This is a genomic window from Acinetobacter lwoffii (assembly GCF_019343495.1).
GTDB lineage: Bacteria > Pseudomonadota > Gammaproteobacteria > Pseudomonadales > Moraxellaceae > Acinetobacter > Acinetobacter lwoffii_P.
Genome location: NZ_CP072549.1, coordinates 1460886 through 1486668 on the forward strand (window position 1 = coordinate 1460886; position 25783 = coordinate 1486668).

Sequence of the window (25783 nt, forward strand, 5' to 3'; positions counted from 1 at the left end):
ACAGTTGATTAAACTCTAAAATATTAATATTTCATAGCTTAGTGAGTAATATCTGCTATCAACATGCTTATCTTTTCTGAAACAGTGAGCTCACTAATCGCTATTTCTTTTAAAATAAACCTGTGCATTCTCGTTAAAATACGTAGGTTTCTTCATTACAGGACAACATTATGTTTATTCATGCCGACTTCTCACAACCCGTCATCATCAAGCCAGAGGATTACCATTGGGTAAAATCTCCAGGAGGTGAAGTCGATAGAATGATGCTTGATCGTATTGGCGATGAGAAAGCACGTGCAACTAGTCTTGTGAAATACGCACCAGAATCTGCCTTTCCTGAACATCAACATCCTTTGGGTGAAGAAGTCCTCATATTGTCAGGCATTTTTACCGAGAATGCTGAAGATGATTATCCGGCAGGCTGGTATTTACGTAACCCCCATCATTCAACTCATCGGGTTTCCAGTAAAGCAGGTTGTTTAATCTTTGTGAAACTGATGCAAATGACTGAACATGAGAGAGAACCAACCCGGATTAACACCAATGACTTAGCGAATTGGAAGCTTACCCAACGTCGGATGATATGCCCGCTATTTCAATCTGAACATGAGCAGACCTATTTAGAAAAGCTAGAACCTGATCAAATTTTCGTAGAGAAATCAGAACAAGGGATTGAATTGTTCATTATTAAAGGTCAATTATTTTGCGGCACTGAAATATATCCAGCAGGTTCGTGGGTCCGTCTTCCCCTCAATAGTGCTGCTAAATTTCAGGCTGGTCCATCAGGCGCAATGCTTTATGTCAAAACTGGTCATCTACAACATGCCATAGATGTATGGGTGAAATGAACAATAATGTATCTTCAAAATAAGGCTGTCTTGTGTCTAGAATACTGGAAGCCGTCCAGTTACCACTTTTATAATCAGTACAAAATGTAATGATATATCACTACATTTCTGATATTCCTTTTTTCATGTATTATCGACTAAGACAAATTGAAGGATAAGGTTATGTTTGAAACTATTGATAATTTAAAGAAAAAATTAGATCAACATCGCCCTCTCTCTCCGTCAATTGTCAAAAACTTACAAGAAGATCTTATTGTCCGTTGGACCTATCATTCGAATGCAATTGAAGGTAATACACTTACCCTACTAGAAACAAAAGTAGTACTGGAAGGTATTACTGTTGGTGGAAAGGCATTAAGAGAACACTTCGAAGCGATCAACCATAGAAATGCAATTTACTATGTTGAAGATATCATTCGGAAAGAGGAGCCTTTTTCTGAATGGCAAATTCGTAATATCCATCAGCTTATCTTAAAGAATATTGATGATGATAATGCTGGACGTTATCGTCAGCAAAATGTCCTGATATCCGGTGCTACGTCTACCCCGCCTGATTACACATTATTAAATGACAAGATGGCTCAACTGATCGATTGGTATAACAGCGACGCACATAAACTCCATCCAATTGAACGTGCAGCCAAAGTACATGCTGATTTTGTTGGCATTCATCCATTCATTGATGGCAATGGTCGCACATCACGTCTTTTAATGAACCTAGAATTACTTAAAGCTGGTTATCCACCTTGTGTGATTACTGTAGAAAATCGCTTAGCTTACTATGAAGCGCTTGATCAGTGGATGGCTTATGGGAAAACTGAAGCTTTTATTCAATTAGTTTCCGAGGCTGTATTAGAGGGTTTTAAACCGTATCAGGTGGTTTTAGGGATTTAAAATAAAAGATCAGCTTGTACGATATTATCAATTAGAACAATAAACTGTGGGTAATCCTATAGCTTGGACTGTTCCCAGTATCCTAGACATGAAGTAGCTTCATTTTGAAGCTATCTCAAATGCTTCTGGACTCATTCCATCGAGATGCGAATGACGCCTACCGATGGTAAAATATCTCGATATAATCAAACACATCCGCACGGGCCATTTCTCATGTTTTATAAATCCTCTTTTTAATTCTTTCCTTCTTTAAACTACTATAAAAGGATTCAGCAACAGCATTATCCCAACAGTTGCCTCTGCGACTCATACTCAGAACCAAATTATGCTTCTGACAGAATCTTTGCCAGTCTCCACTGCTGTATTGTGGGCCTTGAAGGTAGGCTCGATGATATAATAATTAAACTCTAGCCAATTTGGCTGACACAGAATTTTTGAACGCCCTCTCACATTTAACAATTCACTTATTCTCTACTTCCTCACTTGTATCGCAAATTGAATAACATGGCATTTACCACAATGTAATTTTCCCTCATGCCTTTCTTGTTCGCCCACATAAAAATGATGGAGATGGTCCTGCCCAAATACGTCCAGAATGGATCGAGGATCGTATAAATATTCGATATTTTTAGGCCCCCCGGTTTGGTAGTTGATCTGCTCCTTGGAATACAGCTCACCGATAAACCATCCACCGTTTAGCAAAGATTCTCTTATGCCTGCTAAAATCTGTTTTTGCGTTTGTGTATCGAAATGACCAAATACACAAATCACGTTTTGATAACGCTCGGACGGCCATTTCGCTGCTGTTAAATCCACATTTTTGAGTTCGAGCTTTATCCCTGTGGCTTCGGCCTTGCTAGACAGATGCTTCAAGGCAACATCGGAATAATCCCAGACTTCTGCCGAAAAAGAATAATTATGCTGTCTTGCCTGCTCAGCCAGGTACAGGATATTCCTTCCTTCTCCTTCAGCAATTGCCAGTGTTTTACCTTCTATCCGGATTTTTTCCGTAACCTCCTGGATAAACAGGTTTGCTGCTGTGCCGTACAGGTCCTGCGTCTGGGCATACAATTCATTCCAGTGCTGACTCATTTCATCCCTCCATTTACTTGACTATCCAATCAGCCGGAAAATTCTTTAAAGGCATCCAGTGCATTTGCGGCATACATCAATGAAGGTCCACCGCCCATATATACCGCAACGCCCAGAACTTCCTCCAGCTCCTGCAGGGTCATGCCCATTTTGACCAGGGTTCTGACATGAAAGCCGATACAACCATCACAACGTGATGCGACACCAATCGCCAAGGCAATCAGCTCCTTGGTTTTAGGATCAATCACACCATCACGCATTGCGGTCTGGGACAACTGATTGAAACTTTTCATTAAATCAGGTGAATCTTGAGTTAAGGTTCTTAAACTGCCTGAAATGTTCTGGGTTAATTCTTTGTATTTCATCACTGCTTCTCACATTCAACAATACGGTTGTTCACCTATTCAACGGCTTATTTTTCTACCGGATAGCCCTGCTCTAGCCAGGCCTGATAACCACCCTGAACTGACTTGACCTGGGTAAAACCCATGTTTTGTAAGGTATCGGTTGCCAATGCGGAACGTCCACCCGTACCACAGATCAAATAGATCGGCTGATCTTTAAGGTGTTCCAGTGCCTGCTGGGTATCGCAATGATGACTGGCTAAAGGATGCTGGTGAATTCTCATTTCCAAAACACCACGCGGATAATTCACCGCCCGGTCTATGGCTGCCGCCTGAAACTCATCCGGTTCCCGAACATCAATCAGAATGGTTTTATGGTTTTGCATCGCTTCAAACAGTTCAGCTACACTTACTTCCTGAATCTGGCTTTTCGCATTCAGAATCAATTGCTCTGCAGTTTTCATCATTTTCATTCTTCCTCGGCTATTAAAATTATATTTTTAGGACTTACGCACTATTATTTATAGATTCTCTGTGGTAGCAGATGATTTTTATCGAGAATAAAGTCATCAATGAAGTTTTTGATAACTGGTCTAAATAATTTCTTCTGCCAACGATATACATTTTCAAAGATCCGCTCAAACTGGTTCTTTTGTATCTCAACGTAGGCCATCAAGGCTGAAAAAATATGATTCAAAATCAGTTTAGATCGTCTTACTTGAAACTTTTCAATATGACAAACCTGTTTAATCACCCGGTGATATTGCTCTATTTTCCAATGACTTGAATGCAATTCATGAAAACCCTCAAAGGACAATAAATCATCTTCATCTTGATGCACAATATAAAACCTCTGCTGTTCTTTTAACTGAGTCTTAAATAATTGTACAAAGCCAAAATCTTTGAGCCAGACCACTTGACCCTGATGGAAATCTGGCAATAAACGCAGTTGAAACCATTGTCCTTTTTCTGGGGAAACCTTACGGTTACAGTCGATACCAAACATAAATCGAATACCATATTTTCTTATGGTTTTTAGATTTCCAGTCGATGAATACCAACTATCACCTGTAATAAATTGAATCTTTGCACCCCAACTGAGTACTTCACTTAACATATCCATAAAGTAATCATTCTTGGTTTTACTTTCAGATTTGTCATAAATTCGGAAATTAATTGGAATATTTTGACCATTTTGATCTGTCGCATACAAGGTAATGAGATTAATACCCTTGACGGATCGATGGTGTTTGCCTGACCAAAAATAGCTAACCAAGTCCATATGTTGACTATATGGTTTATCTAAAACAGTATCATCAATGCTGACTATAAGTTTATTATTATCAATATGTTGAATTGATTCTTGATATAGGTCGTGAGGTGTGTAGTCTTCACGCTCTAGAAAGCGATTTACACTATCATGCGAGATATTATAAGTCTCGGCAAGTTGTGTGCAGCTAATAGAGTTCGGTTCTGTCATGAGAAAGCCCATATAAATGGGTAATGTACAAGTTGCTGTAGAAGCATGTTTAATTCGTCTGATCACAGATACTTTATAAAGTATTTTAATACTTTTTTGAATCCGTCAATGCGTAAGTCCTAATTTTGTATAAACGATGCTCAGGTCGATTAAAAGCGCTTGAGTTAAAGTTCCCAACCGGCTGTTTTAGCCCATGAGCGCTGAATAGATTAAATACATCGCCACCCCAACCACGGTAGTGGCAAATATTTTCTGTACCTTGTTACTGTCAATCCGCTGCATCAGACTGCGTCCAATTAACATCCCGACAATACAGGCCAGGACAAAGGTCAGCGTAACCGAAACAGGATATTGAAAGCCATCCAGCACGTGTGCAGAAATACTGACCCCACCAATCAGGAAAATAATCATCAGGGAAGTCGCAACGATACTGCGCATATCAAGGTCGGTGAATTTACGCAGGGCTGGAACAATGACAAAACCCCCACCCACGCCAAGCAGACCGGTTAATAAACCTGCCACAACACCAATACCTGCCAGGAAAGAGGCCGTTTTGACATTCCAGATCAGACGACCGGTCGATTGATTGACCTTGCACGGTGCATTGCCATGATCGGTCACTTTATTAAAGAAGATTCGATAAGCCACGATCAGCATGACCAGACTGAAAGCCAGCGTCAGCCAGACCGGAGAAACGATATCGGCCAGATGCACGCCATAACGCGCTGTAGGAATACTGATCAGTGCGATCCAGAGCGCAGCGCGATAACGCACAATACGCTTGAATAAACCCTCGAACGTTCCGACCAAGGCCGACAGCGTGACTGCCAACAAACCTACCGGTGCAGCCTGTGCCACAGTCCAACCCTGACTCGCCATCAGTGCCGGTACAGCCAGAATTCCGCCACCAGCACCGGTTAGACCCAGCAAGCCACCAATCGCCAATCCTTCCAGTATTAATGCCCACATCGCTCTCTCCCTTATCCACAAAAATGATTCAATAAAAGTTGAACTTTTTGTTGAATCACGACACAAGCTTATTTGAAGTAGTTAAGAGGAAGCTTGAGGTAAGAAACACCATTGGCTTCAGGCTCAGGAAACTGCCCTGCTTTCATATTGATCTGAATTGCCGGTAGAATCAGCTTAGGCATATTGAGTCCTGAATCCCGCTGGTTGCGCATCTGAGCAAATTCAGCTTTACTGATTCCCTGATGAATATGAATATTCTGTGTCTTTTGTGTCTGTATATCAGATTCACACACATAGGATTCACGTGTTTCAGGCAAATAGTCATGACATAAAAAGACCCGCGTATCTTCTGGCAACTGAAACAGGCTTTGTACCGAATCATAAAGCTGTTCTGCGCTGCCTCGCGGGAAGTCACAACGTGCTGTACCATAATCTGGCATAAACAGGGTATCACCCACAAAAACCGCATCACCAATCACATAACTCAGACAAGCAGGCGTATGTCCCGGTGTTGGAATGTTATAAGCCTTCAAGGTTCCGATTTGGAACGACTCATGATCTTTAAATAAATAATCAAAGAGCTGCTGAGCATTCCATTGTTTAATATCCAGATGATAAATCGCGCCAAAAGTTTCCTGAACAATACCAATTTTCTGGCTCATGGCGATCTTGCCACCTAACTCAGCTTTGAGATATTGTGCTGCAGTTAAATGGTCAGCATGGACATGGGTTTCGAGAATCCACTCGACCGTTAAACCCTGCTCTTTAATATAGGCAATAATTTTATCGGCATGAATAGTGGATGTACTTGCTGATGCCGGATCATAATCCAAAACGCTATCAATAATGGCGCAGGCTTTGGTCGCAGGATCACGTACAACATAACTGAAGGTATTGGTATCTTCGTGAAAAAAATCTTTTACTATAGGTAAGTTTGACATCGTTAAGCTCCTGACCATTTACGGTGAATCCATACACCCACCAGCATTGCTACAATAAAATAGAGCACTTGATAGTGGCCCAAACCGATCAAGGTGAAACTTGGTGCCGGACAGATGCCTGCAATGCCCCAACCTGCACCAAATAAAACCGCACCCGTGATCAGTTTTTTATCTATCTGATTATTTTTAGGTAAATCAATAGGTTCATTAAATACTGTTTTTGGTTGCGCCGTACGTAATGCTTTCTGGAAGGGAATAAAGGCCACCGCAATCGCGCCCATCATGACAAAGGCCAGACTGGCATCCCAGTCGCCAAACAGATCCAGGAAATCGAGTACTTTTTCCGGATTGGACATGCCCGATACCATCAATCCCACAGAGAACAGCGCACCAAATAAAAAGGCAAACACATTTTTCATTTTAGAATGCTCCTGTGATATGACGGATAATATAAACAGCGACAAAACCTGCAAACATGAAAGTCATGGTCGCGATGATAGAACGCTTAGACAGGCGACTGATGCCACAAATTCCGTGACCACTGGTACAGCCCGAACCCAGACGTGTCCCAAAGCCCACCAGCAGACCTGCCACAATCATCATCAGTGGGCTAGCATTCAATTCGATTTCAGGTTGTACAAACAGACCATAAATAAACGGTGTGAGGACTAAGCCTAATAAAAACCAGATTGCAGGTGTTTTAAACATGGTTTTTGAGTTTAAGACTTGCCCAATCAAACCACTGATCCCTGCAATACGGCCATTGACGTAAAGATAGCCAACTACAGAAAGCCCGAGCATTAAGCCGCCAATAAATGCGATGAGGAAGTCATGCATGATGAATTAATCCCTATACAATATACTTTTTTATATTATATAATAAAAAATATTAATCAAGCAGTTTTATGGTAAATTATGTAAACTGCACGGGCTACATCAAAAGTTGTGAGGACATTTATGGATATGATTGCTGAAAATGCCAAAATTGATTTTTCTCAAGTCGATTTCGTCAGCCAATGCCTAAAAGTTTTAGCCAATCCTGATCGTCTGAAAATCTTATGTGTTCTGGTCGACGGGGAAATGAATGTTCAGGAAATTGAAGAATCCACTGACATTCATCAACCTACACTTTCACAACAACTGACTGTGCTACGTAAGGCCGACATGGTCAGCACCCGACGTGAGGGTAAACAGATTTTCTATCGTCTGAGTGATCCCAAGGTCTTGAGCCTGATGCAAAAACTGTACGAGCTGTATTGCGCCTAGCCCTCCTCTTAATGCAACCAAAAAGAATAACCTTCAATAAATTCCGGCGATCGCAGTGATGCCATCCCCCGTCGATATTGCAGGATCGAGGCGATATTGACCAACAAACCGAATACAATCACCATAATTCCCATCCACTGTGCATAGGCTATTTTTTATGCATAATGTTCATGATCGACCAGTTGTACTAACAGGTTGGATTTTTCAATCACAAAACCCAATGCAATTAATGCCAGACCACTCCGGTTCCATGCCAGAGCGGTTCATTCCAAAGCAAACAGTACCCGTGGATGATCCAAAGTTGACATATCTCATCCAATCTTATTGTTCAAAAATTTCCTTGAAGTCCATCGCCAGGCCTTGAGTCGATTTAAATTCACCCTGATTGTTTTTCCAGGCCATCGACGGTGTGGAGAAAAAGCCGTATTTCCCCATTAGGGCCTGGTTGGCATCAATTTTTGCAGCAATTTCGGCAGGAATCTTTTCCATTTTCTTGAGCTGCTTTTTGCCTTTATTCTTGTTTATATCATTAAAAACTGCTGCTGGATTTTTCGACATTAACAATGTGGCCACCTGGCCACGGCTTTCTTCACGGATCACACCGACCTGAATATGACGCAGTTGTACCTTGCCTGATTCGACCCAAGGCCGAGCTGCTTGCCAGAATTTATAGCAATATGGGCAATTCGGATCGGAAAACACATAGACCACCCGTGGTGCATCTGGCTTTCCATCCTGGATCCAGGTCGATTTTTCCAGGGTTTTCCAGACATCGTCCAATACCGCTTTTTTCATATGCTTTTCAATCTGCTCATTGGACAGGCTTTTCCCTTGCGCATCAAACAGTTCGCCCTTGATATAATATTTGTCATCGTTGGAGATAAATACCGTATTGGAATACTGGTCTTCATGCCCTACCCAGCCGGTCATTCCTTGCGGTGCCGGAATCTGTTTTACAAACACAAAGCCCTGTTTTTCAATGTTCTGTTTTATATTTGCCTGCGTGTGCATGCTCATGATCAGGAACATGCCTGCACCAAGCACCTGGTAAATTTTGTTCATACTGAGTCCTTCCGTTTTTTAAGGTTGATCTGAAATTCTATTTAAATATTGCTGCAACATGGCCGGACTGAGTTCCCCCATATGCCGCTCGACCAGCTGGCCTTGAGCATTAAAAAACAGCGTCGTTGGCAGGCCAAAACTATTCAGCTGCTGGGGTAGTTCACCATATGGGTCCAGCAGGACATGTTTAAATTGAAACTGATGTTTTCTTAAATAGGCATTTACGGTCGCTACCTCCTCACCCTGATTGAGCATGACAAAATTCACTTGAGGATGCTGCTTGGCAGCCTTTGCCAACACCGGCATTTCGCGGTGACACGGCGGACACCAGCTCGCCCACATATTAATTACCGTGGGCTGGCCAATGAATTGGCTGAGTGAAATCTTGTCTGTACCCAGACGCTCCTGTTCTAATCCAGCAAAGACTAGATCAGGAAACGCCACTTCAGTTTTTAGACTGGATTTAAATGCGAGCCCAAGCCCGATCCAAAGTATAAAGATGATCAACAAGATGGCTTTGAATCGGATCTGCAACTGTCTGTTGCGAATGAGATACCACAAAGCACCAATCAGCACCCCTCCCCATAAATGAAAACCCTTATCCTGGATTTTCAGTATGTCGATGGGTGCTGCAAAATACAGCTCGGCATTGAGCAGGACGAAAACAAGACGTGCACCCAGCATCCCCAGCAAAAAACTGCTCCAGAGTACATCCTGACTTTGTCCAAGCTGCTGTTTAGACCATGAATACTTTCTGGCTAATCCAAACAGGACGGCAGATAACAGCATCAAGCCAGTAGCAACAATTATGAGTGTCCAGGGCAACATCAAAGGTCCCAGATGCAATGCATCACTGGAAATCATCATGGTTGTTCCCCTTGCAGTTGCTGCAATTTACCGAGCAAATGTGTCGCGCTAAAGCTTCCGGTTAAACGCAACTCGCGCTGTTCCTGATGCGCTGCATTTAGAAATATGAAGGTGGGTGGTCCGAGGATTTGCCATTCTTTTAGCAGCTCATCCTGACTTGGATGATAGTGGGTCAGGTCTAATTTGATACGAACCACATTTTGTAAAGCTGTCTGGACATCACTACGTGGAATCACTTCCTTTTCGATCGGTTGACAGGCCACACACCAGTCTGCATAGACATCAATTACAACCGGCTGTGCAGGATGTTTGGCTAAAACCTGTTGCAATTCTGCGGCTGTACTGACTCTCTGCCATTCAAGCCGTGATTCTACATGGGCCACCTGTACCTGACTCCAGACATGATAGAGCTGCATGCCTCCTGCATAGACCAGTAAACCACTGAGCAGCATCAGGCCTATTTTCGCTACAGACCGATGCACATGAGGCAGCATCTTGAACAAGAAGTAGCCTGAACAGGTGATCAGTACCACACCCAAAAGGCTCAGGTATAAAATGCCGGGCAATAGTGGACGGGCGAAATACAAGGCCAGCGCCAGCATGACAAAGCCAAAACTAAACTTCAGGCGATCCATCCATATGCCAGGTTTGGGTAAAAGATGGGACCCAAATACGGCAGCAATAAATAGCGGCAAGCCCAGCCCAAGGCCTAAGACAAACAGATAACTGGCGCCCAGCATCGGTTGATTAAGCTGAGACACATAGATTAAGGCACCGGCCAACGGTGCACTCATACATGGCCCGACAATCAGTGCGGCGATCACGCCCATGAGACCAGCACCAATCAGCGTGCCACCCTTCTGCTTTTGCTGCCATTGATCCAGACGCTGTAACATGCCTTGGGGTAAGGACAGCTGAAATGCTCCAAACAGATTAAGTGCGAACAAAATAAACAGAATGCTGAAAATACTGATGAATACCGGACTTTGAAACCAGCGCTGAAAACTGTAACCGAGCTGTGCCACAGCAAGTCCCATGACCGCATAGACCAGTGCCATACCCAAAACAAAGACCAGCGCAATCAGCGCAGCACGGTAGCCTCGGTGCTGCTGGACCAGAATTCCTGTTAAAATTGGAATTAAAGGTAAAGAACATGGTAAAAATGCCAGCAGAATGCCAAGCCCGAGAAAAATCAGGGCATTAATCAACAGACCTTGTTCCGACAGCAAACTTAAAAAATACTGGTCATTGTTCCACTGGCTATTCATGCCTGCTGACGAAGTTTGATTTTTAGGCTCTGCAATGAGTGAGTCGTTTTTCTCTGTTAATTCCATCTCAGGCTGAACGACAGGTTCGGAAACTGCAGTAACTTGCATTTCCTCTACCTTTTCTTCGGTCAGTGCTTGATCTGTACTTGGAGTTTGCTCTATAGCTTGGAGCTCATCTTTCTGAGCGGTCAGAATCTGTTCGTTTACTTCTGGCTGTGTAGTGCTGGCCAGCAGCTTTTGAGGCTTGCTCAAGTTTTGCGCTGAAAATAAACCATCTGCATCAGTTGTTACTGTGGTGCGTTGCACCGGATAACATAAACCGCTTTCTGCACAGCCCTGCCACTGCACCACAAACTGCTGGTTGGGCTGGACATTCAGATTGGTTTTGACTTGCCCATAATGCACCTGGGTCAAACCGAAATTGGGGTCATCTTTGTCTTCGGGTTTGGGCAATGCCAACTTGACTGGGGTCTGCTGATGAGACACTTTAAGCTGGTCATGATACAGATAATAACCCTCTGCGATTTTCCAGCTAAGCTCTGCCTGAGTCTGGCTTGTAGAAACCACCTGAAACTGAAAAGCCTGATCCGGTGGTAAAAAATCTGCATGTGCAGCTCCCGTCATGATTCCACCGCCGATCACGGCACCCAATATCCACTTCAACATCCAGCTGATCTCCTCCTGTTAGGACTGCATTATTGAAAAACTAAAATTAAGGCAACATTAACAGCCCAAATCATTTATAAAATAATGGTAGTTTGATCAGGATGTTCTATGTTTATTGTATTGGTTGAGGATGATCCCTATATCGCACAGAGCATTTGTGCTGCTCTGAACTATCTGAATATTTCAGTGGAGCATGTCAGTCACGCACGTGCTGCGGATTATTTTATCCGGCATAGTGCAGTCGATTTATGTTTACTGGATTTAGGCCTGCCGGATCAGGATGGCCTGGATTTGCTGCACAGCTGGCGACGCGACCAGATTGATCTCCCGGTACTGGTATTGACGGCACGGCTGCGGACCGATCAGTGTGTTCAGGCCCTGAATGCCGGTGCCGACGACTACCTGACCAAACCTTTTGAATTGGAGGAACTGATTGCTCGGATTCATGCTCTCACCCGTCGCCACCGTGGCTTTGCCTCGAATACACTGCAATTTGATGAACTGGTTCTGAACCGGGATACCCAGACTGTGACCTATCAAGACCAGGCTGTGAATTTATCTCGCCGTGAATTCAGCCTGCTGGAAACCCTGATGAGCCACCCCAACCAGATCCTGAAAAATGAACAGCTTATTGACAAGCTCTATGGCTTCCAGGACTCTATCGAGAGCAATGCCCTGAATGTACACATTTATCACCTAAGACAAAAACTGCATCCAGACTTGATTCAGACCATTCGTGGTGTGGGATATATTTTCAAACCGTTTGAGCAACGTCATGTTTAGTCACAGCTTGAAATGGCGTTTGGTCATGAGTCTTTTGGCCGTGTTTATTGTGTTGTGGAGTGCGGTATTTTCATGGCTGTATATTGACCTGAAACAACGCTTACAAGACACGCTGGATCAACGCTTATCGGCATCTGCGCAAATGGTTGCCCGGCTGATTCAGCAGTTACCGCTGGATAGTCTGGGGGATGCAACCTTATCAAAATTAGCCAAGAATGATGAGGTAAACCAGTTAATTGCCTGTGAAGTCTCTCTTTTTAGCTCTGACGTCTCGGTAGGCAATCAGATCATTGCCAAAACACGCGGTGCCCCAAAAAATTTAAGCCAACGACCAGAAGGATTCAGCACCTGGCAGCAGGGTGATACGGAATGGCGCAGTTATGTCCTGCGTCGTGGCGATATTCAGGTGGTGGCGGCAGAACGCATGTTCTTGAGGGATACCCTACTACAGCAGATTCTGCAGGCCGTACTGGTTCCCTTAGTCTTCTCACTGCTGATCTGTATTGCCTTGATCATCTTTATTATCCGCAGACAGTTCCGGTCTTTGGATCAGCTCAGTCAATACCTGAACCAGAAAAACCTTAACTATTCAGAGGCGGCAGATTTTTTAATGCAGCTCAAGCCTGCAAGCATTCCCCAGGAAGTACAGCCTTTTGTCAACAATTCCACGCAGTTGATTCAGAAAATTAATGACAGTCTGCAACAGGAGAAAGCCTTTAGTGCCTATGCTGCACATGAATTACGCAGTCCCCTGACCGCAATTAAAACTCATGTACAACTGGCCCAGCTGATTAGTCAACAGCAGAATCTGCCTGAATCCATTCAGCACAATTTGCAGCAGGCCAATGAGAGTATCCGGCGTTATACGCTGTTACTCGAGCAGCTTTTATTACTGACCCAATCGGAAAACAGTATCCAGGAAATGACTGAGACTATCTGGCTTCGCCCCACACTTGAGAAGGTCCTTGCAAACTTAAGTACACGCTATCCAGAAATGAATGAAAAAATACAGGTGAACTGGAGCCTGGGTGAAATTCAGCTACCTGAATTTGTGCTGTATACCGTACTGAAAAATCTGCTTGAAAATGCACTGCTGCATGCACAGGCTGCCCATATCTGGATTTCCATGCAGTCTGGTTGCCTGGTGATTGAAGATGATGGACAACAACTTACAGCACAGGATATCCAACATTTAGGACAGCGCTTCTGGCGAAAATCGGCTCAGCAGCATGGCCATGGTTTAGGACTGGCATTAGTTAAAAGCTTGCTAGGCAATTATCAATACCATCTTGGATTTCAGCAGCGTGATCCTGTAGGACTGATCGTTAGCATTCAGGAAGATACTTCAAAAGCGTCACGAGAATTTAAAAAATAACCCTTTGTTTTTAAAAACCTTTTTAATATTGAAAAATCTTGTACTCATTTTTTCTCCAAATTAGATTTAGTGGATTAAATCTCAAAAAATATTTTGTTAAAATTACAGGGGGTTATAATTTATCGATTTGCAAGTTTGTTCTTATATCATGCTAGAATTTCGTTATCTTAAAGAAGACACCCCCCCTCTATTTAGAGCTGAATAGCCACCACTCTCCTAGACAAATATCGTAGATTCTTTTTGCATAGGAGAGAACATTATGAGTGGACAACGCTATACCCCAGAATCTAAAAATGAAGCGGTTTAATTAATTTTCTTGAAAAGATGGAGATGGTGACAAAACAACTCATAGTGAAAATTTAATTTAAACATGAAGTTAAAACAATATTACCCACTATCTATTACCCATATTTACCCATCAACCTCAGAAAGAGAATAGGCTGTGCATGAAGCACAGCCTGTAACCATCTATAAGAATTATAGACCTTTATAGAATTCCTTAATTTTTTGTGCCATGAGCTTACGACGCTCATTCAAAAATTCAGTATATTGATCAGCATCTAACTGGTTTAAATTACTTGGTATGCAATGAGTCTGTAAATTCAGGTCTAAACCGTCAATACTTTTCAGAGAAGTTATTTCATTCTTATCCAATTTAATTTCATTTTGGATTTTTTCCATATACACTTTTGGAGAAGCGTTTCCTAGTTTAATATTGATTGCTTGCTCTGTATAAACATAATTAGCTACTTGATTATATTCACTTTTCTTAAACCCATTTTTAGCTAAATAGTCTTTTGGAAAAACGTGATGTACATCCCCTCTTTGCTCTATTAAGCTTCGTACAGTTAAACTACCAGACAGGAAGGATTGCTCATTTGATTTGCATTGTGCTGCTAGATAACACAAGTATGCATTATTAACAGTACTTGAAGAATCCAGCTCATTTACCAAACGGTAATTCCAGAACCCATCATCTAAATCTGCTTGCTCGATTTGAGCTAAGTATCCTTCAATACCTTTTTCTAAGATTTGTTTACTATCACGCTCAATCGCTGATTCTGAAGATCCAGAATAACGCCCTGTCAGTAATGAAACCACATACCAGCGTTTTACAAGATTTTGAATTTGTGGCTCAGGCATTTTTGATGCTCTAAGCTGCAAATAAAGCGCATAAGCAAAATTCAAGCTAGTCTTTGAGCTAATAAGTTTTTTGTCAATAAATCCCGCTGATTGGATGATCGTTAGAAAACGTTGGTAATTTGTCTGGTTGAAGAAGTCTTCTAAACCTTGACGTAACTTGTGATAACTTTCTTCAGCAATACTTTGTATATTACGTCTATTTTCAAAATCGCGGCCAGAAAGTAACGCCACAAGATCACTAAATTTTCCACGATTAAATTGGCACGTGTATGCTACACGTAAAACATCTATATAGTTAGGTTGATACAAATCATCTTTGATATCAGCTATCCAACTAATTTTTTTATAGTCCTCCGTAGCTGCAAAATTTTTATCATTTTGTTTAATGATTTTATTAAAACTACCATCTTTCAAAAGATGGCAAAAGTAATCAATCATTTTACGTAATCGATTTCCACCAAATTGCTCATCTGATGCAATCTTTGACATGACAAAGTCTGCATTACTGAGTACTACACCCTTTTGATTGATTCGTATAAAAATTTCAGTAACCGTGTCGATATCCAGAGATGAATCTAATTCAATAATACCAATTTGACGATTTTTGATTGCTTTTAACTGCTCAAGCTTATCTTCAATGAAATCTTCATTTGCATCTGGATTCAATGCCATATATGCACGCCTAGCCTGAGATATTGAAATATCGCCATTTAAAATTGGGGCGATATTATTGACCCAGATTGGATTACGCTCGATAGCTGTGTTACATACTTCAAATAAGGGCTCATCATCTTTAGCAGTTGGGTTATATGCTATTCTAATATTAGTTTCTTTATAGTCCTTATCTAACACTAACTGCCCAACAACAGCAGCAGTCAATGCAGTAATACGTTGCTGTCCATCAATAAGTACCTTTTTTCCTGCGGATAAGGTTCCATCTTTAAGACGAATATCCGGGTTACGCCATGTGATTATATAGCCGACAGGATAACCTTTATATAGCGAATCCATTAGATCCCGCACTTTACTACTCGACCAAACGAAAGGTCGCTGGATTTCAGGAATTGCGATTTCCCCTGATTTTATCCAAGAGAGTAATGTATCAATTGGATGCTGATGTACTGAATACTTAGCCACGAATACCCCTCAATGATATCAAACACATATTATAAAAAAGATAAAAATTTCAATTTACTATAAGAATTGATTCATTGCCCTGATCATTTCTTTAGAAAATTTTATTTTAAGAATTGTTTGATCATTATCTACAGCTGTATGTACAGAATCACAGTGTGCAAAAAAACTTTCCCATTTATTATTTGTTGATGAAACCAGACCATGTGCAAAGTAACCCATATGCGTAGGACCATCTTGAAAGTCTTCATATAGATCAAAAATACATGAGAAACCAGCTAGTTCATGCATGATAATAACTATGGAGGATTCGACGGATTTTTTTTCTACAATAGGTATATGAAACTCCCCTTTAAAATCTAATACTCCCTCAGCATTTAATGAATATTTTTTCAGGTAATTAAAAATAGTTTGTATTTGTTCTGCAAATAAATTTAAAGCATTCTTTTCAAATATTTCATAGGCTTTTAGACAGTTATCTAAATTAAATTTCCAATCGAACAAAGTCATTAATAATGTAGTTTCAATAGATGAAATAAAAAAAGAACGAAATCTAGATTTCCAAAAAACAATATCTGCAAAATCATTCCATAGTTTTTCTTTGAGCCTTTGGTAAGCTGAATTTTCATCTAGGCTGATCTTTTCTAAGGTATTAGAAGTAAAATCAATCTCCTCAGGATTAGACAATATATCTAATGCTGTCCATTCTGAATTTTTAAATTTAGTGAGATATTCGATCATAACTTTACAGACAATTTGGTGCTCTTCAGCATCTTTAATAAGACTCTGAACTTCTTTCACACAATAGTCCCAAGGCTTTATGATGCTATTTTTTAAACTCATAATTATATCTACAATAGTAATCACTTAATAAAAAAGTAATGCTAATCAACCATTTTCATTTAAATAAATTTTATTAAATTAATCAAAAAATATTTCAATAATAATGATTTCCTCATTAATCCTTGATTTTAAGCATTAGCAAAAATTAAACTGGAACATAAGCTTGTGCTAAACGCTTTTCCGTTGAGGCCTGTGTTGTGTAGAAACGCTCTTGAATGGCATAAACAAAATTCTTTAAAGACTCTTCATCTTTAATAATATATTTGCCATTTGCATCAGTCGTTAGTCCTAGTGTTTGAATATATGTATGTAAATTTTGCTTTACCAGTGGATCATAAGAGTTATAAGTATCTAAGGCTTTTGCGATATTCTTACGATTTGGAATGCCTACTTTATCTACAGTGTACGAAGGATCAACAGCTAATAGACCACCCAATTGAAAAAATTGTGTTACTTCCGCGGTTGTCGCCGCTCTATAAAGCGTATTCAATCCTTTAAAAATACTATTCATGGCACTTAAGCTTTTAAAATACAAATGCCCCGTATTTTTATCAAAAATCGCATCTGGAGAATCGGTCAAAACAACAATAGGATTATCCAACACCTCAGGCTGATTTGAAAAACTTAAGGTCTTTCTATAAATTTTTGCGCTAGGTAATACTTTTTGGATATAGTAAAAATCATCACTCTGACGCTTAAAAATTAAATACTTAATATCTTTATACTGAGTGCCATTGATCGTAGGCAATGAAGTACTCACTTTTTTCTCTAATTCTAGAATAGGATTTGTTACATCAGCCAATGAGCTCAGATCTACTTTAAACCAATCCCCGTTTTGGGCTATAGCTGTTGGTGTATAAGAAATAGTATTTAAAGTTGTCGGTAGTAAGCCCGCATAAAAATCAGGACAATTATGACCCGACAAAACGACATGAAACTTTGCATTATTTCGTGAATACAAAAAATTCATTACCACCCCTTAATCTAGAATTAAAAATGTATAGTCATTCACTTTTGTAAGAGCAATATAACTTTGTATATCACCATTACTATCTTCAAAGAGCTCATCAATAGTTTTTATTTCTTTCTTAGAAATTACCAAAACTTTTGAATCATCTATATGTTTTATAAAATAAAATTTATACCCTAATACCAAAAAAATTGGATTAAAGTAAAAAAATCGAGTTCTAGCTAGTACTATTAACATCAGTACAAAGAAAAGAAGAAATGACTTTAACGTTGGTAAGCTGATAGCAACAAATGCATAACCTAAATAAATTGGAAGATAAAAATCATTTGCCTGCTCAAATTCTTTTACTTTTGCTCTCTCAATAACATCCTGATCTAGGTACTTAAAACTAAATTTTATAGAAAAAATTGAAATACCAAGTAAAACAATAAGATACACTGTATAAACAATATACGTTATTGACTGGATTACAAGTTCCTCAGTAAGCGTAATTTTTTCAAAACTCGTTAGAAATAAGATCAGGTGCTTAACCCAATCCCATTTCAACCAGACATTTTCCTCATGAGAAATAAGGAAAATTAATCCTGCTAATGCGATGGAAATAGCAGTTAAAACTATATGAAGTATATGTTTCATGCCATGCCCCCATCCAAAAACTGAGATTGATTATGGCTATTTTTTAATCAAAATAAAAGTATGCTGCGACATAATTTGACGTATAAATACTCATTATTTAACTTAAAGCTTTTACTATATGAGCTTCTGCCTCTTTAAATGAGATTTGCTCATTAAGTAGCATGGGCATTATAAAATCCAGAGACTCTTGCAATAAATTATTTTGAAAAGCCAGATTATTAATTTGTTCAACCATAGGATCGACAATTTGATAGTATTTAGTTAATAAAATATTTGGAGGAACCACTATTAAACTATTATCAATTGTCCCTTTATTAATATGTGGCTGTTGTGCTCCTGTTCTCAAGCTCATTAATCTAGGAACTTCTGACAGAAAATAAGGGTACAAAAATGAAGATTTTAAATCTTCGTTCTCTTTAATACCTACTACTGATTGATTAGTTGCAGCATCAAATGCCAAAATAGAAGGTCTTATATATCTGACAATTGATACAACTACAGTTCCTTTTGGTAATAGCTGAGCAGCAGAGTTTTCTAATCCTAGCTTGCTAATCTTTTGCAAAGAACTTGTTATAGGAAAATTTGAAACTTCTGCAGAGCTGAGCCATGGTATTTCGCCATCACTCCAATATTCATCAGTCTTAGTATTAGGAGTTCCACCTAAGCAAGTTTTTGTTATATCTCCGATTTTTTTAACCTCCCATTTATTAGGAATCATAGTATTTAATGTTTGATTAAATACTAATTTGCCCCCTAAAGCTTTGTATGGCTTATTATTTTCATTAGGAAAATTAAATTGTTTAAACCAAAAATTATAAATACAGACAAGAAATTCACTTAGCTGGCTGATAATTTTTACATTAGTATCAATTTTTTTTAAAACATTTAAAAAAAACTCTCCTATTAATAATTCTTCTTTCCGACTCTTTAATCTTGGAATTTTTAGATTCACCAAATCACTTTTTTTAAAATGTGGAATAACAAGCCCCACATGATAATTTTCAACTGTTTTCTGGATATACTCTGAACGCAAAACAGCAAATAAATACTGATAATCAATTTTAGTTGGATCGCATCTAAAACTCATCATGTCTTGAGCGAAACAAAAGTTTACTGGATCAGGGACTAAGCATACTCGCCCAGGAGTACCCTTATTCACAAATATTATATCATTTGGTTCAGGATGAGCTCTGAAAAAATTTGCTTTAGTCTCCTCATTAATATAACGAATATTTTCAAAGGTCGGATAAATACTACTGTGCTTTATACAGTTTGTAGCAATTAAAGGGAATCCTGTATCTGCTAAAGGTACAGATTTACCTCGATTATCAACAATCTTACTTAATAAACTTGTTAAAGTAGAATAGTTACGATTCATATTTTAGGCCATTCAACTGTTGACTTATTGCACTCTGTAAATTGGAGGATTCACTAAACAGAATCGATAAATTATTTTGCATTTCATTAATTTTATTAGTAAATTCTTCTACACCTATATCAGTATTATCGAATTTCACTTCAAAGTATTGTCCTGCACTAAAACTATAATTTTTTTGCTGGATTTGCTCATAGTTCAAACAAATAGAAAAACCTTCCTGAAAGGATTTATTATTAAACGTATCAATAATTAGTTTTTCTTCTTCACCATTCAGAATAGTTTTTTGATTTTTTCCATCTTTAATTTTTTCTCCAAGATCAGAAGCATCAATTAAAATAACATTATCTTTACTATTACCATCTAAAAATAAAATAGAAACATTCGTACCAGTAGTAGCAAAGATATTTGACGGCATAGAGATTACACCTGCCAAAATTTTATTTTTAACAATATATTCTCTGATCGACACATCAATACCAGTCTGTGATGTGATAAAACCTGTTGGTAAAACGATGGCAGCCCTTCCATTAGGTTTTAGCGAATAAATTATATGTTGCAAAAATAATTGGAAAATTTCCATTTTATCTTTGGAACGAGCTTTAATTTTAGGAATGCCAGCAAAAAAACGTTCTTTATTTGCTTTAGTATCGAGATCATCTCTAAAATCACTAAAATCCAATTTAAAAGGGGGGTTTGAAACAATATAGTCAAACTTTTTAAGTTCATTACCATCCTTATGATAAGGATGAAGCATGGTATTGCCTTGCACTACATTTGGAATAGAGTGTACCAAATTGTTCAAAATTAGATTTAGTCGCAATAAATTTGATGACTTTTGTGAAATGTCCTGCGTATAGATGGCACAACGAGTTTCACCAATAACATGAGCCACATTCATCAACAATGTACCCGATCCCGCTGCCGGATCATAACAGGTTACATTTTTTACTTTACCTTGCTGATCTTTAGGGACAAGAATCTCTGCCATGATACGCGCTACAGCATGTGGTGTATAATACTCCGCATATTTACCACCACTATTCGAGTTATAGTCTTTAACCAAATATTCAAAGATAGAAGCATAAAAATCAAATTTCTGATCAAAGATACGCTCAAAACTAAACTCTACTAATTCATTAATGATCGCTTTGCAAAACTCATCACGCTTAGAAGGATCACTAATAAACTGACTAAGTTCATCAAACAACTTAATTTTTGCACCGCCATCGGTTTGGACTGCAAAAATTTCATTATTCTGAATAGAAATATCTCTTAATGTATCATCAAAGAGTTTAGAAAAATCAGGTTCATTTTGTTGACTAAATAGGTAACTAATAAAGTGTTGAGGTTTAAGAATCGCAGTATCTGCTTGCATCTGTAATGCAAGCATCTCTAACTCATCATCTGACATTTTAGAGAGCACATCTTCCCATCTTTTAGCTTGAGCTAAATTTGAATCAACTTTTTTTGCTTCATAAGCAAATTTATCATTTAGAAACTTATACAAGAAAGCCTGTGTGATAATTTTAAACTCATTACCATCATTACCAAGTCCATAGTTGGCACAGATAGCTTTTAAACCATCAATAAGCTCTCTAACTTTTTGCTGAAACTGAATTTCTACCATTGCCCTGAACCACCATTGAACTCTTTGAGGTACTCATTTACCACAAGCTGGTTAATATACCGTGTAGTCGTTGGATTTAATGCAATGTTCTGTTCATTTTTAAAGCGTTTGATAATATTTGGCATCATCACCCGAGCGAAGTATGCTCCATTGTCCAATACACTTTCACTATCTAAAACACGCTCATCTGCATCCTTTTTTAAACCAATTAGAGCTTCATAAATTTGCCTTTCAGACTTTGAAATATCCCCTTGCTCATGCAGTCTCTTATGTACACGTGTGAACTTAATATCGCCCTTGTATTTGTCACTCAGCTGCTTATTTGCACGGTTTAATTCTTTTATACGGTCATGAATTTGTTGCAATGTACCAATATTTGAAACCATCTCTTGTTGGGTTACTTCGCTCAATTTTTTCTTTTTGAACAGCCGTTCGAGTTCCTCTTTTAAACTGATAAACTTTTCATCTTGCTGATCAAAATTACTTGCTAGAGCCTCTCTCGTTTTACGCAATGTATCTTTAAGCTGATCTGCTAAAACAAGCTCCTCTTCAGCAATTTTATGAAACTTGAAAATCACATCCTCGAGCGCTAAATTGAGTAGATTCGTAGTATCCTCGCCATTCTCAATACTCTCTTTTAAATTCAGCATATCTAAATGGTTACTTGTTTCTCGGAACATGATATTGATTTTTTCAAAATCTAAAGAACGTAGTTGCTCATATTCACCCTGTAAACGCATGAGGTTATATAAGCTTTTTGCATCAGCTAAGCTTTTCTTAAGTTCCAATACTTTTTTACGGTCAGCAATTTGTTGGATTTGCTCTGAGAAATGTTCCATGTTGTCCGTATCAAAACGGAATAACAAATCTTTTAATTGATTAATTTCCTGATCAATTTCTTCTTTAGACTTGAAGAGATGAGAGTAACTATCCATCTCATCACCTAACTCTGCCTGCAATTCCTCAAAATAGGCTTTGTTTGTTGCATCAAATTCTTTTCGAATATCTGCAAAGTCAACAACGTAACCATACCTAAAATCCTTGTAAGTACGGTTCACACGAGTTAATGCCTGAAGCAAGTTATGCTCTCGGATCACACGACCAATATAAAGCTTCTTTAATCGAGGTGCATCAAAACCAGTTAGCAACATGTTATAGACAAAGAGAAAATCAATTTTTCCTGCTTTAAAAGCATCAATCCAATCTTTACGCTCTTGTTTATCACCCACATCATGTAAAATGAGCGCAGCAGATTTAACTTTGTTTTTTTCCTTTAAATGCTCTGTATAAGACGTATCTGTCTTAGTAGCATCATTGTCTTTCTTATATTTTGCATTAAAAATTTCAAACATCTGTTTCGCTTGTTCTGAGCTATCACAGATGACCATTCCACCTATTGTCGGATCATTACAAGCACCACGACTATTCTCAAAATCTTGAACAATGTAATCGAGCATTGGTTCTACAAACATTGGATGCGCATAAATAATTTTTTTATCGACATCTCCCTGCTTAACCTCTGCTTGCGCCAATGCTTCTTGTAAAGCAATTTTATAGTTCGTTTGGATATCTTCTCGAATCAAACGTAATGTATAGCCATCAGCAATTGAAGCATTGTAGTAATACTTATGAATGTAATCTCCAAACAACGATCTTGAATTGTAATCCGTTCCTAATAGAGGAGTCCCTGTCAGACCAATTTTAATTGCATTACGATCAGAAACATCTAAATTTGCAAGAAAGCTACCTTTAGGATTGTAGCTACGATGTACCTCATCTAAGAAGTAAACACGCTGAATATCAACACTGTAATCCTTTGTAGACACAATAGTTGGATCATCTGCAAACTTTTGGATATTGATTACAGTAATCTCTGGTTTGCCACTGTTATTGTGGATGACCTTAGTTGCCTTAATATCCTTAGTAAATTCATCTCTAGAGTTAATCGTATGTACAACTAGCCCACGACTAGCAAATTCACCCTGTGCTTGCTGTAGTAAATCAAGTCGATCCACAATGAAATAAAACTTAGGAATTACATTATTTCGTTGATAATAATCTGTCAGAAATTTGACGTTATAGTAAGTTAATGCTGTTTTACCACTACCTTGAGTATGCCAAATAATTCCTTTACGGATGCCTTCATCTAATTTTCTTTCAATTGCCTTAGTTGCAAACAATTGTGGATAACGCATGATGTGTTTTTGCACACCATTTTCTGTTTCCACATAAGCAATTGAATAACGTAACATAAATGCTAAGCGCTCTCGGCTTAGCAAAGAAGTACAAATTCGGTTGGTAGGTCTATTAGGATCTTTATTGGTAATAAATTCAGGGCTATTTCTAATCACCTCAAAATTATTGTCTTTAAGAATACGAATTTCTTCTGATTCAGCTAAAGGACTCAATAAATGAGTGAGATTAAAAATTTCTTCTTCTCGGAAATAATTAAAACTTGGCTTGTGATACGACGGAGTGGCATAAAAAGCTCCCATGATTGGCTGAATAGCCTCATCATCGTATTCCATATTGTTTGAGAAGATCATGAACTGAGTAATGTTGATAAATCTTTTAAATTTAGAGTTTTGGAAACGCTTATTTATTCGGTCTCTTTCTGCTAAGACACCGTCTTTATTATTTGGTTTCTTCACCTCAATGAAGACTAAAGGCATACCATTGACTAGGATCGTAATATCAGGACGAAATTCATCATCTCCGTTTTGACAAGTAAGCTCCGTAACAACATTGAACGTATTGTTATTGATATTTTCAAAATCAATAAGTTTGATACCAGCACGATTGATCAACTTGCTGAAGAATACTTTCCCTAAATCATCATTATCTAAAGTTAGCTTTAAATCTTGTAACTCTCTTTGAATATCATCTTTTTCAAATGAAGGATTAATTCGGCTTACTGATTCCAAGAATATTTCAGGGAAAATATTAGACTCCATATCCCATTTATGTTCTTTTAAAGAAAGATACTTATAACCAAGCCTTGTTAAATGAAGAATTGTTGGAATTTTTACGCGAGCATCTTCATTGAACTTCATGGAACCCTCAAACTAAAATTTTATTTATCAGATACTAAGCTATCAATATTTGAGTTAAAATTCTACGTATGGGTAAATCAAAAATCCAATATTTTACTGCTTGATTAATTTTTAAATTTATAAATACCAAAGGATATATCCATTTTCACGTCCTTGTGAATAAGCCCACTCCGCAACTTTATGCGACCGCTCTTTATCCGTCAGAAAACCAAGTACAGAAATTTGATCTACAATAATGAGATCCTGTTCTTCATTCCGCTCTCGCCATTTGTGCAAAAACTCATGCGATGCAAGCAAATTACTTTTCTTAGAATTACAGCTTGGATCTGCAAACACAAAGTTATGCCCTGTATCAGATGGGTACATTGACCAAGGAATAAAATGATCGACTGCATAATTGCCTTGTCTCATCGGTTTATTGCAATAGAAACATTGGCAATCTTGTAGCTCGACCAACACATTCGCTACCGCATTTAACTGGTTCCGACTCGGCTCAAACATAAATTGTTCAAGGCTTGGTAATTTATTCAAGATTGGTGAATTGCTACTGTTCTTACGAATATAGTCAATCCATCGTTTCTGACTCAACTCTTCTATAATCTCACTGAACTGTCGTAAGCAAAACATGACTAGAGGTAAAAGGATCAGTTGCTTTCCACATTGATCGAGCTGATATAAAAACTCAAAATTTTGACCATTGATATTTTGCAAGTAACACACTGGCATATCTTTTACAGTGCGAGCGACATCTTTATAGTAGTAGTGTATAGTTTTCATTACGGACACTTAGGCTAAAAGACATTTTCAGTCTACAAAAAAACAAAAAATAAGGGAGCTAAGAGCATCCCTTATCCTCGACTCGCCAACTTACTTTCAATCCATTGATGGATTTCATAAGCTGACCAGCCGATACGATTTTGAGTAATTTTAACTTTCTTTGGAAAAGTTGGATCATAGTAGGGTGAGTCCTCATCCATCATCTCGTAGATGGTAGAACGCCCCACACCGACAAATTCTACGACCTTCTTAATACTGATGAGTTGATTCATTTGAAATGTTTGACCGATAAACGCATTCATGAGGCTAGCTCCTAATCATTGATGCGAGCGGCTATTCGCTCAAATAATAGAGCCGGTCTGTAAAA

General features: G+C 38.7%; 25 protein-coding genes and 2 pseudogenes. 5 read left to right on the forward strand and 22 right to left on the reverse strand.

Going from position 1 to position 25783, the window contains the following annotated elements; all coding sequences use genetic code 11:
* Positions 1–170 precede the first annotated feature (170 nt).
* Positions 171–848, forward strand: a complete 678-nt coding sequence (locus J7649_RS06870; RefSeq protein WP_219309974.1) for a cupin domain-containing protein — start codon at positions 171–173, stop codon at positions 846–848.
* 162 nt (positions 849–1010) lie between these two features.
* Positions 1011–1742 carry a Fic family protein gene (locus J7649_RS06875; protein WP_005247051.1) on the forward strand — a complete coding sequence of 244 codons (732 nt, stop codon included), beginning with the start codon at positions 1011–1013 and terminating at the stop codon, positions 1740–1742.
* Between the two features lie 99 nt (positions 1743–1841).
* Here J7649_RS06875 and J7649_RS06880 read toward each other — a convergent pair.
* The 9 genes and pseudogenes from J7649_RS06880 to J7649_RS06920 all read right to left on the reverse strand — a co-directional run.
* Positions 1842–2118 (reverse strand): annotated as a pseudogene (locus J7649_RS06880) (IS3 family transposase); the annotation flags it as partial.
* 95 nt (positions 2119–2213) lie between these two features.
* On the reverse strand, positions 2214–2834 hold the full coding sequence (locus tag J7649_RS06885) for a class I SAM-dependent methyltransferase (RefSeq protein ID WP_005247052.1): 621 nt from the start codon (positions 2832–2834) through the stop codon (positions 2214–2216).
* A 29-nt stretch (positions 2835–2863) separates the two neighbouring features.
* Positions 2864–3199, reverse strand: a complete 336-nt coding sequence (locus J7649_RS06890; protein ID WP_005247053.1) for a carboxymuconolactone decarboxylase family protein — start codon at positions 3197–3199, stop codon at positions 2864–2866.
* A gap of 47 nt (positions 3200–3246) precedes the next feature.
* A complete protein-coding gene (locus tag J7649_RS06895) occupies positions 3247–3642 on the reverse strand; it encodes a rhodanese-like domain-containing protein (protein WP_032051543.1) in 396 nt (131 codons plus the stop codon).
* A gap of 53 nt (positions 3643–3695) precedes the next feature.
* Positions 3696–4724, reverse strand: a complete 1029-nt coding sequence (locus J7649_RS06900) for an IS701 family transposase (protein ID WP_079255106.1) — start codon at positions 4722–4724, stop codon at positions 3696–3698.
* Between the two features lie 120 nt (positions 4725–4844).
* Positions 4845–5627: a sulfite exporter TauE/SafE family protein gene (locus J7649_RS06905; RefSeq protein WP_005247055.1), complete on the reverse strand. Its 783-nt coding sequence runs from the start codon at positions 5625–5627 to the stop codon at positions 4845–4847.
* A 68-nt stretch (positions 5628–5695) separates the two neighbouring features.
* Entirely contained in the window at positions 5696–6568 is an 873-nt protein-coding gene (locus tag J7649_RS06910; protein ID WP_005247056.1) for an MBL fold metallo-hydrolase, read from the reverse strand.
* A 2-nt stretch (positions 6569–6570) separates the two neighbouring features.
* Positions 6571–6987, reverse strand: coding sequence for a DUF6691 family protein (locus J7649_RS06915; protein ID WP_005404969.1), 417 nt, complete (start codon positions 6985–6987; stop codon positions 6571–6573).
* 1 nt (position 6988) lies between these two features.
* On the reverse strand, positions 6989–7405 hold the full coding sequence (locus J7649_RS06920) for a YeeE/YedE family protein (RefSeq protein ID WP_005247059.1): 417 nt from the start codon (positions 7403–7405) through the stop codon (positions 6989–6991).
* A 120-nt stretch (positions 7406–7525) separates the two neighbouring features.
* Between J7649_RS06920 and J7649_RS06925 the strand changes: the two genes are divergently transcribed.
* On the forward strand, positions 7526–7834 hold the full coding sequence (locus tag J7649_RS06925) for an ArsR/SmtB family transcription factor (RefSeq protein ID WP_005251415.1): 309 nt from the start codon (positions 7526–7528) through the stop codon (positions 7832–7834).
* Between the two features lie 155 nt (positions 7835–7989).
* Here J7649_RS06925 and J7649_RS16980 read toward each other — a convergent pair whose 3' ends face one another.
* From J7649_RS16980 to dsbD, 4 genes are all read right to left on the reverse strand, one after another.
* Positions 7990–8091: a YidH family protein gene (locus tag J7649_RS16980; protein WP_289844973.1), complete on the reverse strand. Its 102-nt coding sequence runs from the start codon at positions 8089–8091 to the stop codon at positions 7990–7992.
* 64 nt (positions 8092–8155) lie between these two features.
* A complete protein-coding gene (dsbG, locus tag J7649_RS06930) occupies positions 8156–8896 on the reverse strand; it encodes a thiol:disulfide interchange protein DsbG (RefSeq protein ID WP_045796117.1) in 741 nt (246 codons plus the stop codon).
* Between the two features lie 18 nt (positions 8897–8914).
* The gene (locus tag J7649_RS06935) at positions 8915–9763 is read right to left on the reverse strand and encodes a TlpA disulfide reductase family protein (protein WP_045796118.1); all 849 of its coding nucleotides are present in this window, start codon (positions 9761–9763) and stop codon (positions 8915–8917) included.
* Positions 9760–11697: a protein-disulfide reductase DsbD gene (dsbD, locus tag J7649_RS06940; RefSeq protein WP_045796119.1), complete on the reverse strand. Its 1938-nt coding sequence runs from the start codon at positions 11695–11697 to the stop codon at positions 9760–9762. Before dsbD ends, J7649_RS06935 begins: the two co-directional genes overlap by 4 nt.
* Positions 11698–11805: 108 nt before the next feature.
* Here dsbD and J7649_RS06945 point away from each other — a divergent pair, with 108 nt between their 5' ends.
* Positions 11806–12480 (forward strand): response regulator, encoded by a 675-nt coding sequence (locus J7649_RS06945; RefSeq protein WP_005247066.1) that lies wholly within the window; start codon positions 11806–11808, stop codon positions 12478–12480.
* Positions 12473–13855 carry a sensor histidine kinase gene (locus J7649_RS06950; protein ID WP_219309977.1) on the forward strand — a complete coding sequence of 461 codons (1383 nt, stop codon included), beginning with the start codon at positions 12473–12475 and terminating at the stop codon, positions 13853–13855. The genes J7649_RS06945 and J7649_RS06950 overlap by 8 nt, the downstream gene beginning before the upstream one ends.
* A 477-nt stretch (positions 13856–14332) precedes the next feature.
* Here the strand turns inward: J7649_RS06950 and J7649_RS06955 are convergent, their stop codons facing one another.
* The 9 genes and pseudogenes from J7649_RS06955 to J7649_RS06995 form a co-directional block, all read right to left on the reverse strand.
* A complete protein-coding gene (locus J7649_RS06955) occupies positions 14333–16135 on the reverse strand; it encodes a GmrSD restriction endonuclease domain-containing protein (protein WP_219309979.1) in 1803 nt (600 codons plus the stop codon).
* Between the two features lie 57 nt (positions 16136–16192).
* On the reverse strand, positions 16193–16933 hold the full coding sequence (locus J7649_RS06960; protein ID WP_219309981.1) for a hypothetical protein: 741 nt from the start codon (positions 16931–16933) through the stop codon (positions 16193–16195).
* Between the two features lie 187 nt (positions 16934–17120).
* A complete protein-coding gene (locus tag J7649_RS06965) occupies positions 17121–17945 on the reverse strand; it encodes a hypothetical protein (protein ID WP_219309983.1) in 825 nt (274 codons plus the stop codon).
* 9 nt (positions 17946–17954) lie between these two features.
* Positions 17955–18581 carry a hypothetical protein gene (locus J7649_RS06970; protein WP_219309985.1) on the reverse strand — a complete coding sequence of 209 codons (627 nt, stop codon included), beginning with the start codon at positions 18579–18581 and terminating at the stop codon, positions 17955–17957.
* 97 nt (positions 18582–18678) lie between these two features.
* Complete coding sequence (locus J7649_RS06975; protein ID WP_219309987.1) at positions 18679–19959, reverse strand: restriction endonuclease subunit S; 1281 nt, start codon at positions 19957–19959, stop codon at positions 18679–18681.
* Positions 19949–21586 carry an HsdM family class I SAM-dependent methyltransferase gene (locus tag J7649_RS06980; protein ID WP_219309989.1) on the reverse strand — a complete coding sequence of 546 codons (1638 nt, stop codon included), beginning with the start codon at positions 21584–21586 and terminating at the stop codon, positions 19949–19951. The genes J7649_RS06975 and J7649_RS06980 overlap by 11 nt, the downstream gene beginning before the upstream one ends.
* Positions 21580–24639 (reverse strand): type I restriction endonuclease subunit R, encoded by a 3060-nt coding sequence (locus J7649_RS06985; protein ID WP_219309991.1) that lies wholly within the window; start codon positions 24637–24639, stop codon positions 21580–21582. Before J7649_RS06985 ends, J7649_RS06980 begins: the two co-directional genes overlap by 7 nt.
* A 117-nt stretch (positions 24640–24756) precedes the next feature.
* Positions 24757–25392, reverse strand: a pseudogene (locus tag J7649_RS06990) (HNH endonuclease domain-containing protein); the annotation flags it as partial.
* A 95-nt stretch (positions 25393–25487) separates the two neighbouring features.
* Positions 25488–25718, reverse strand: a complete 231-nt coding sequence (locus J7649_RS06995; RefSeq protein ID WP_219309993.1) for a helix-turn-helix transcriptional regulator — start codon at positions 25716–25718, stop codon at positions 25488–25490.
* Positions 25719–25783: the final 65 nt, after the last annotated feature.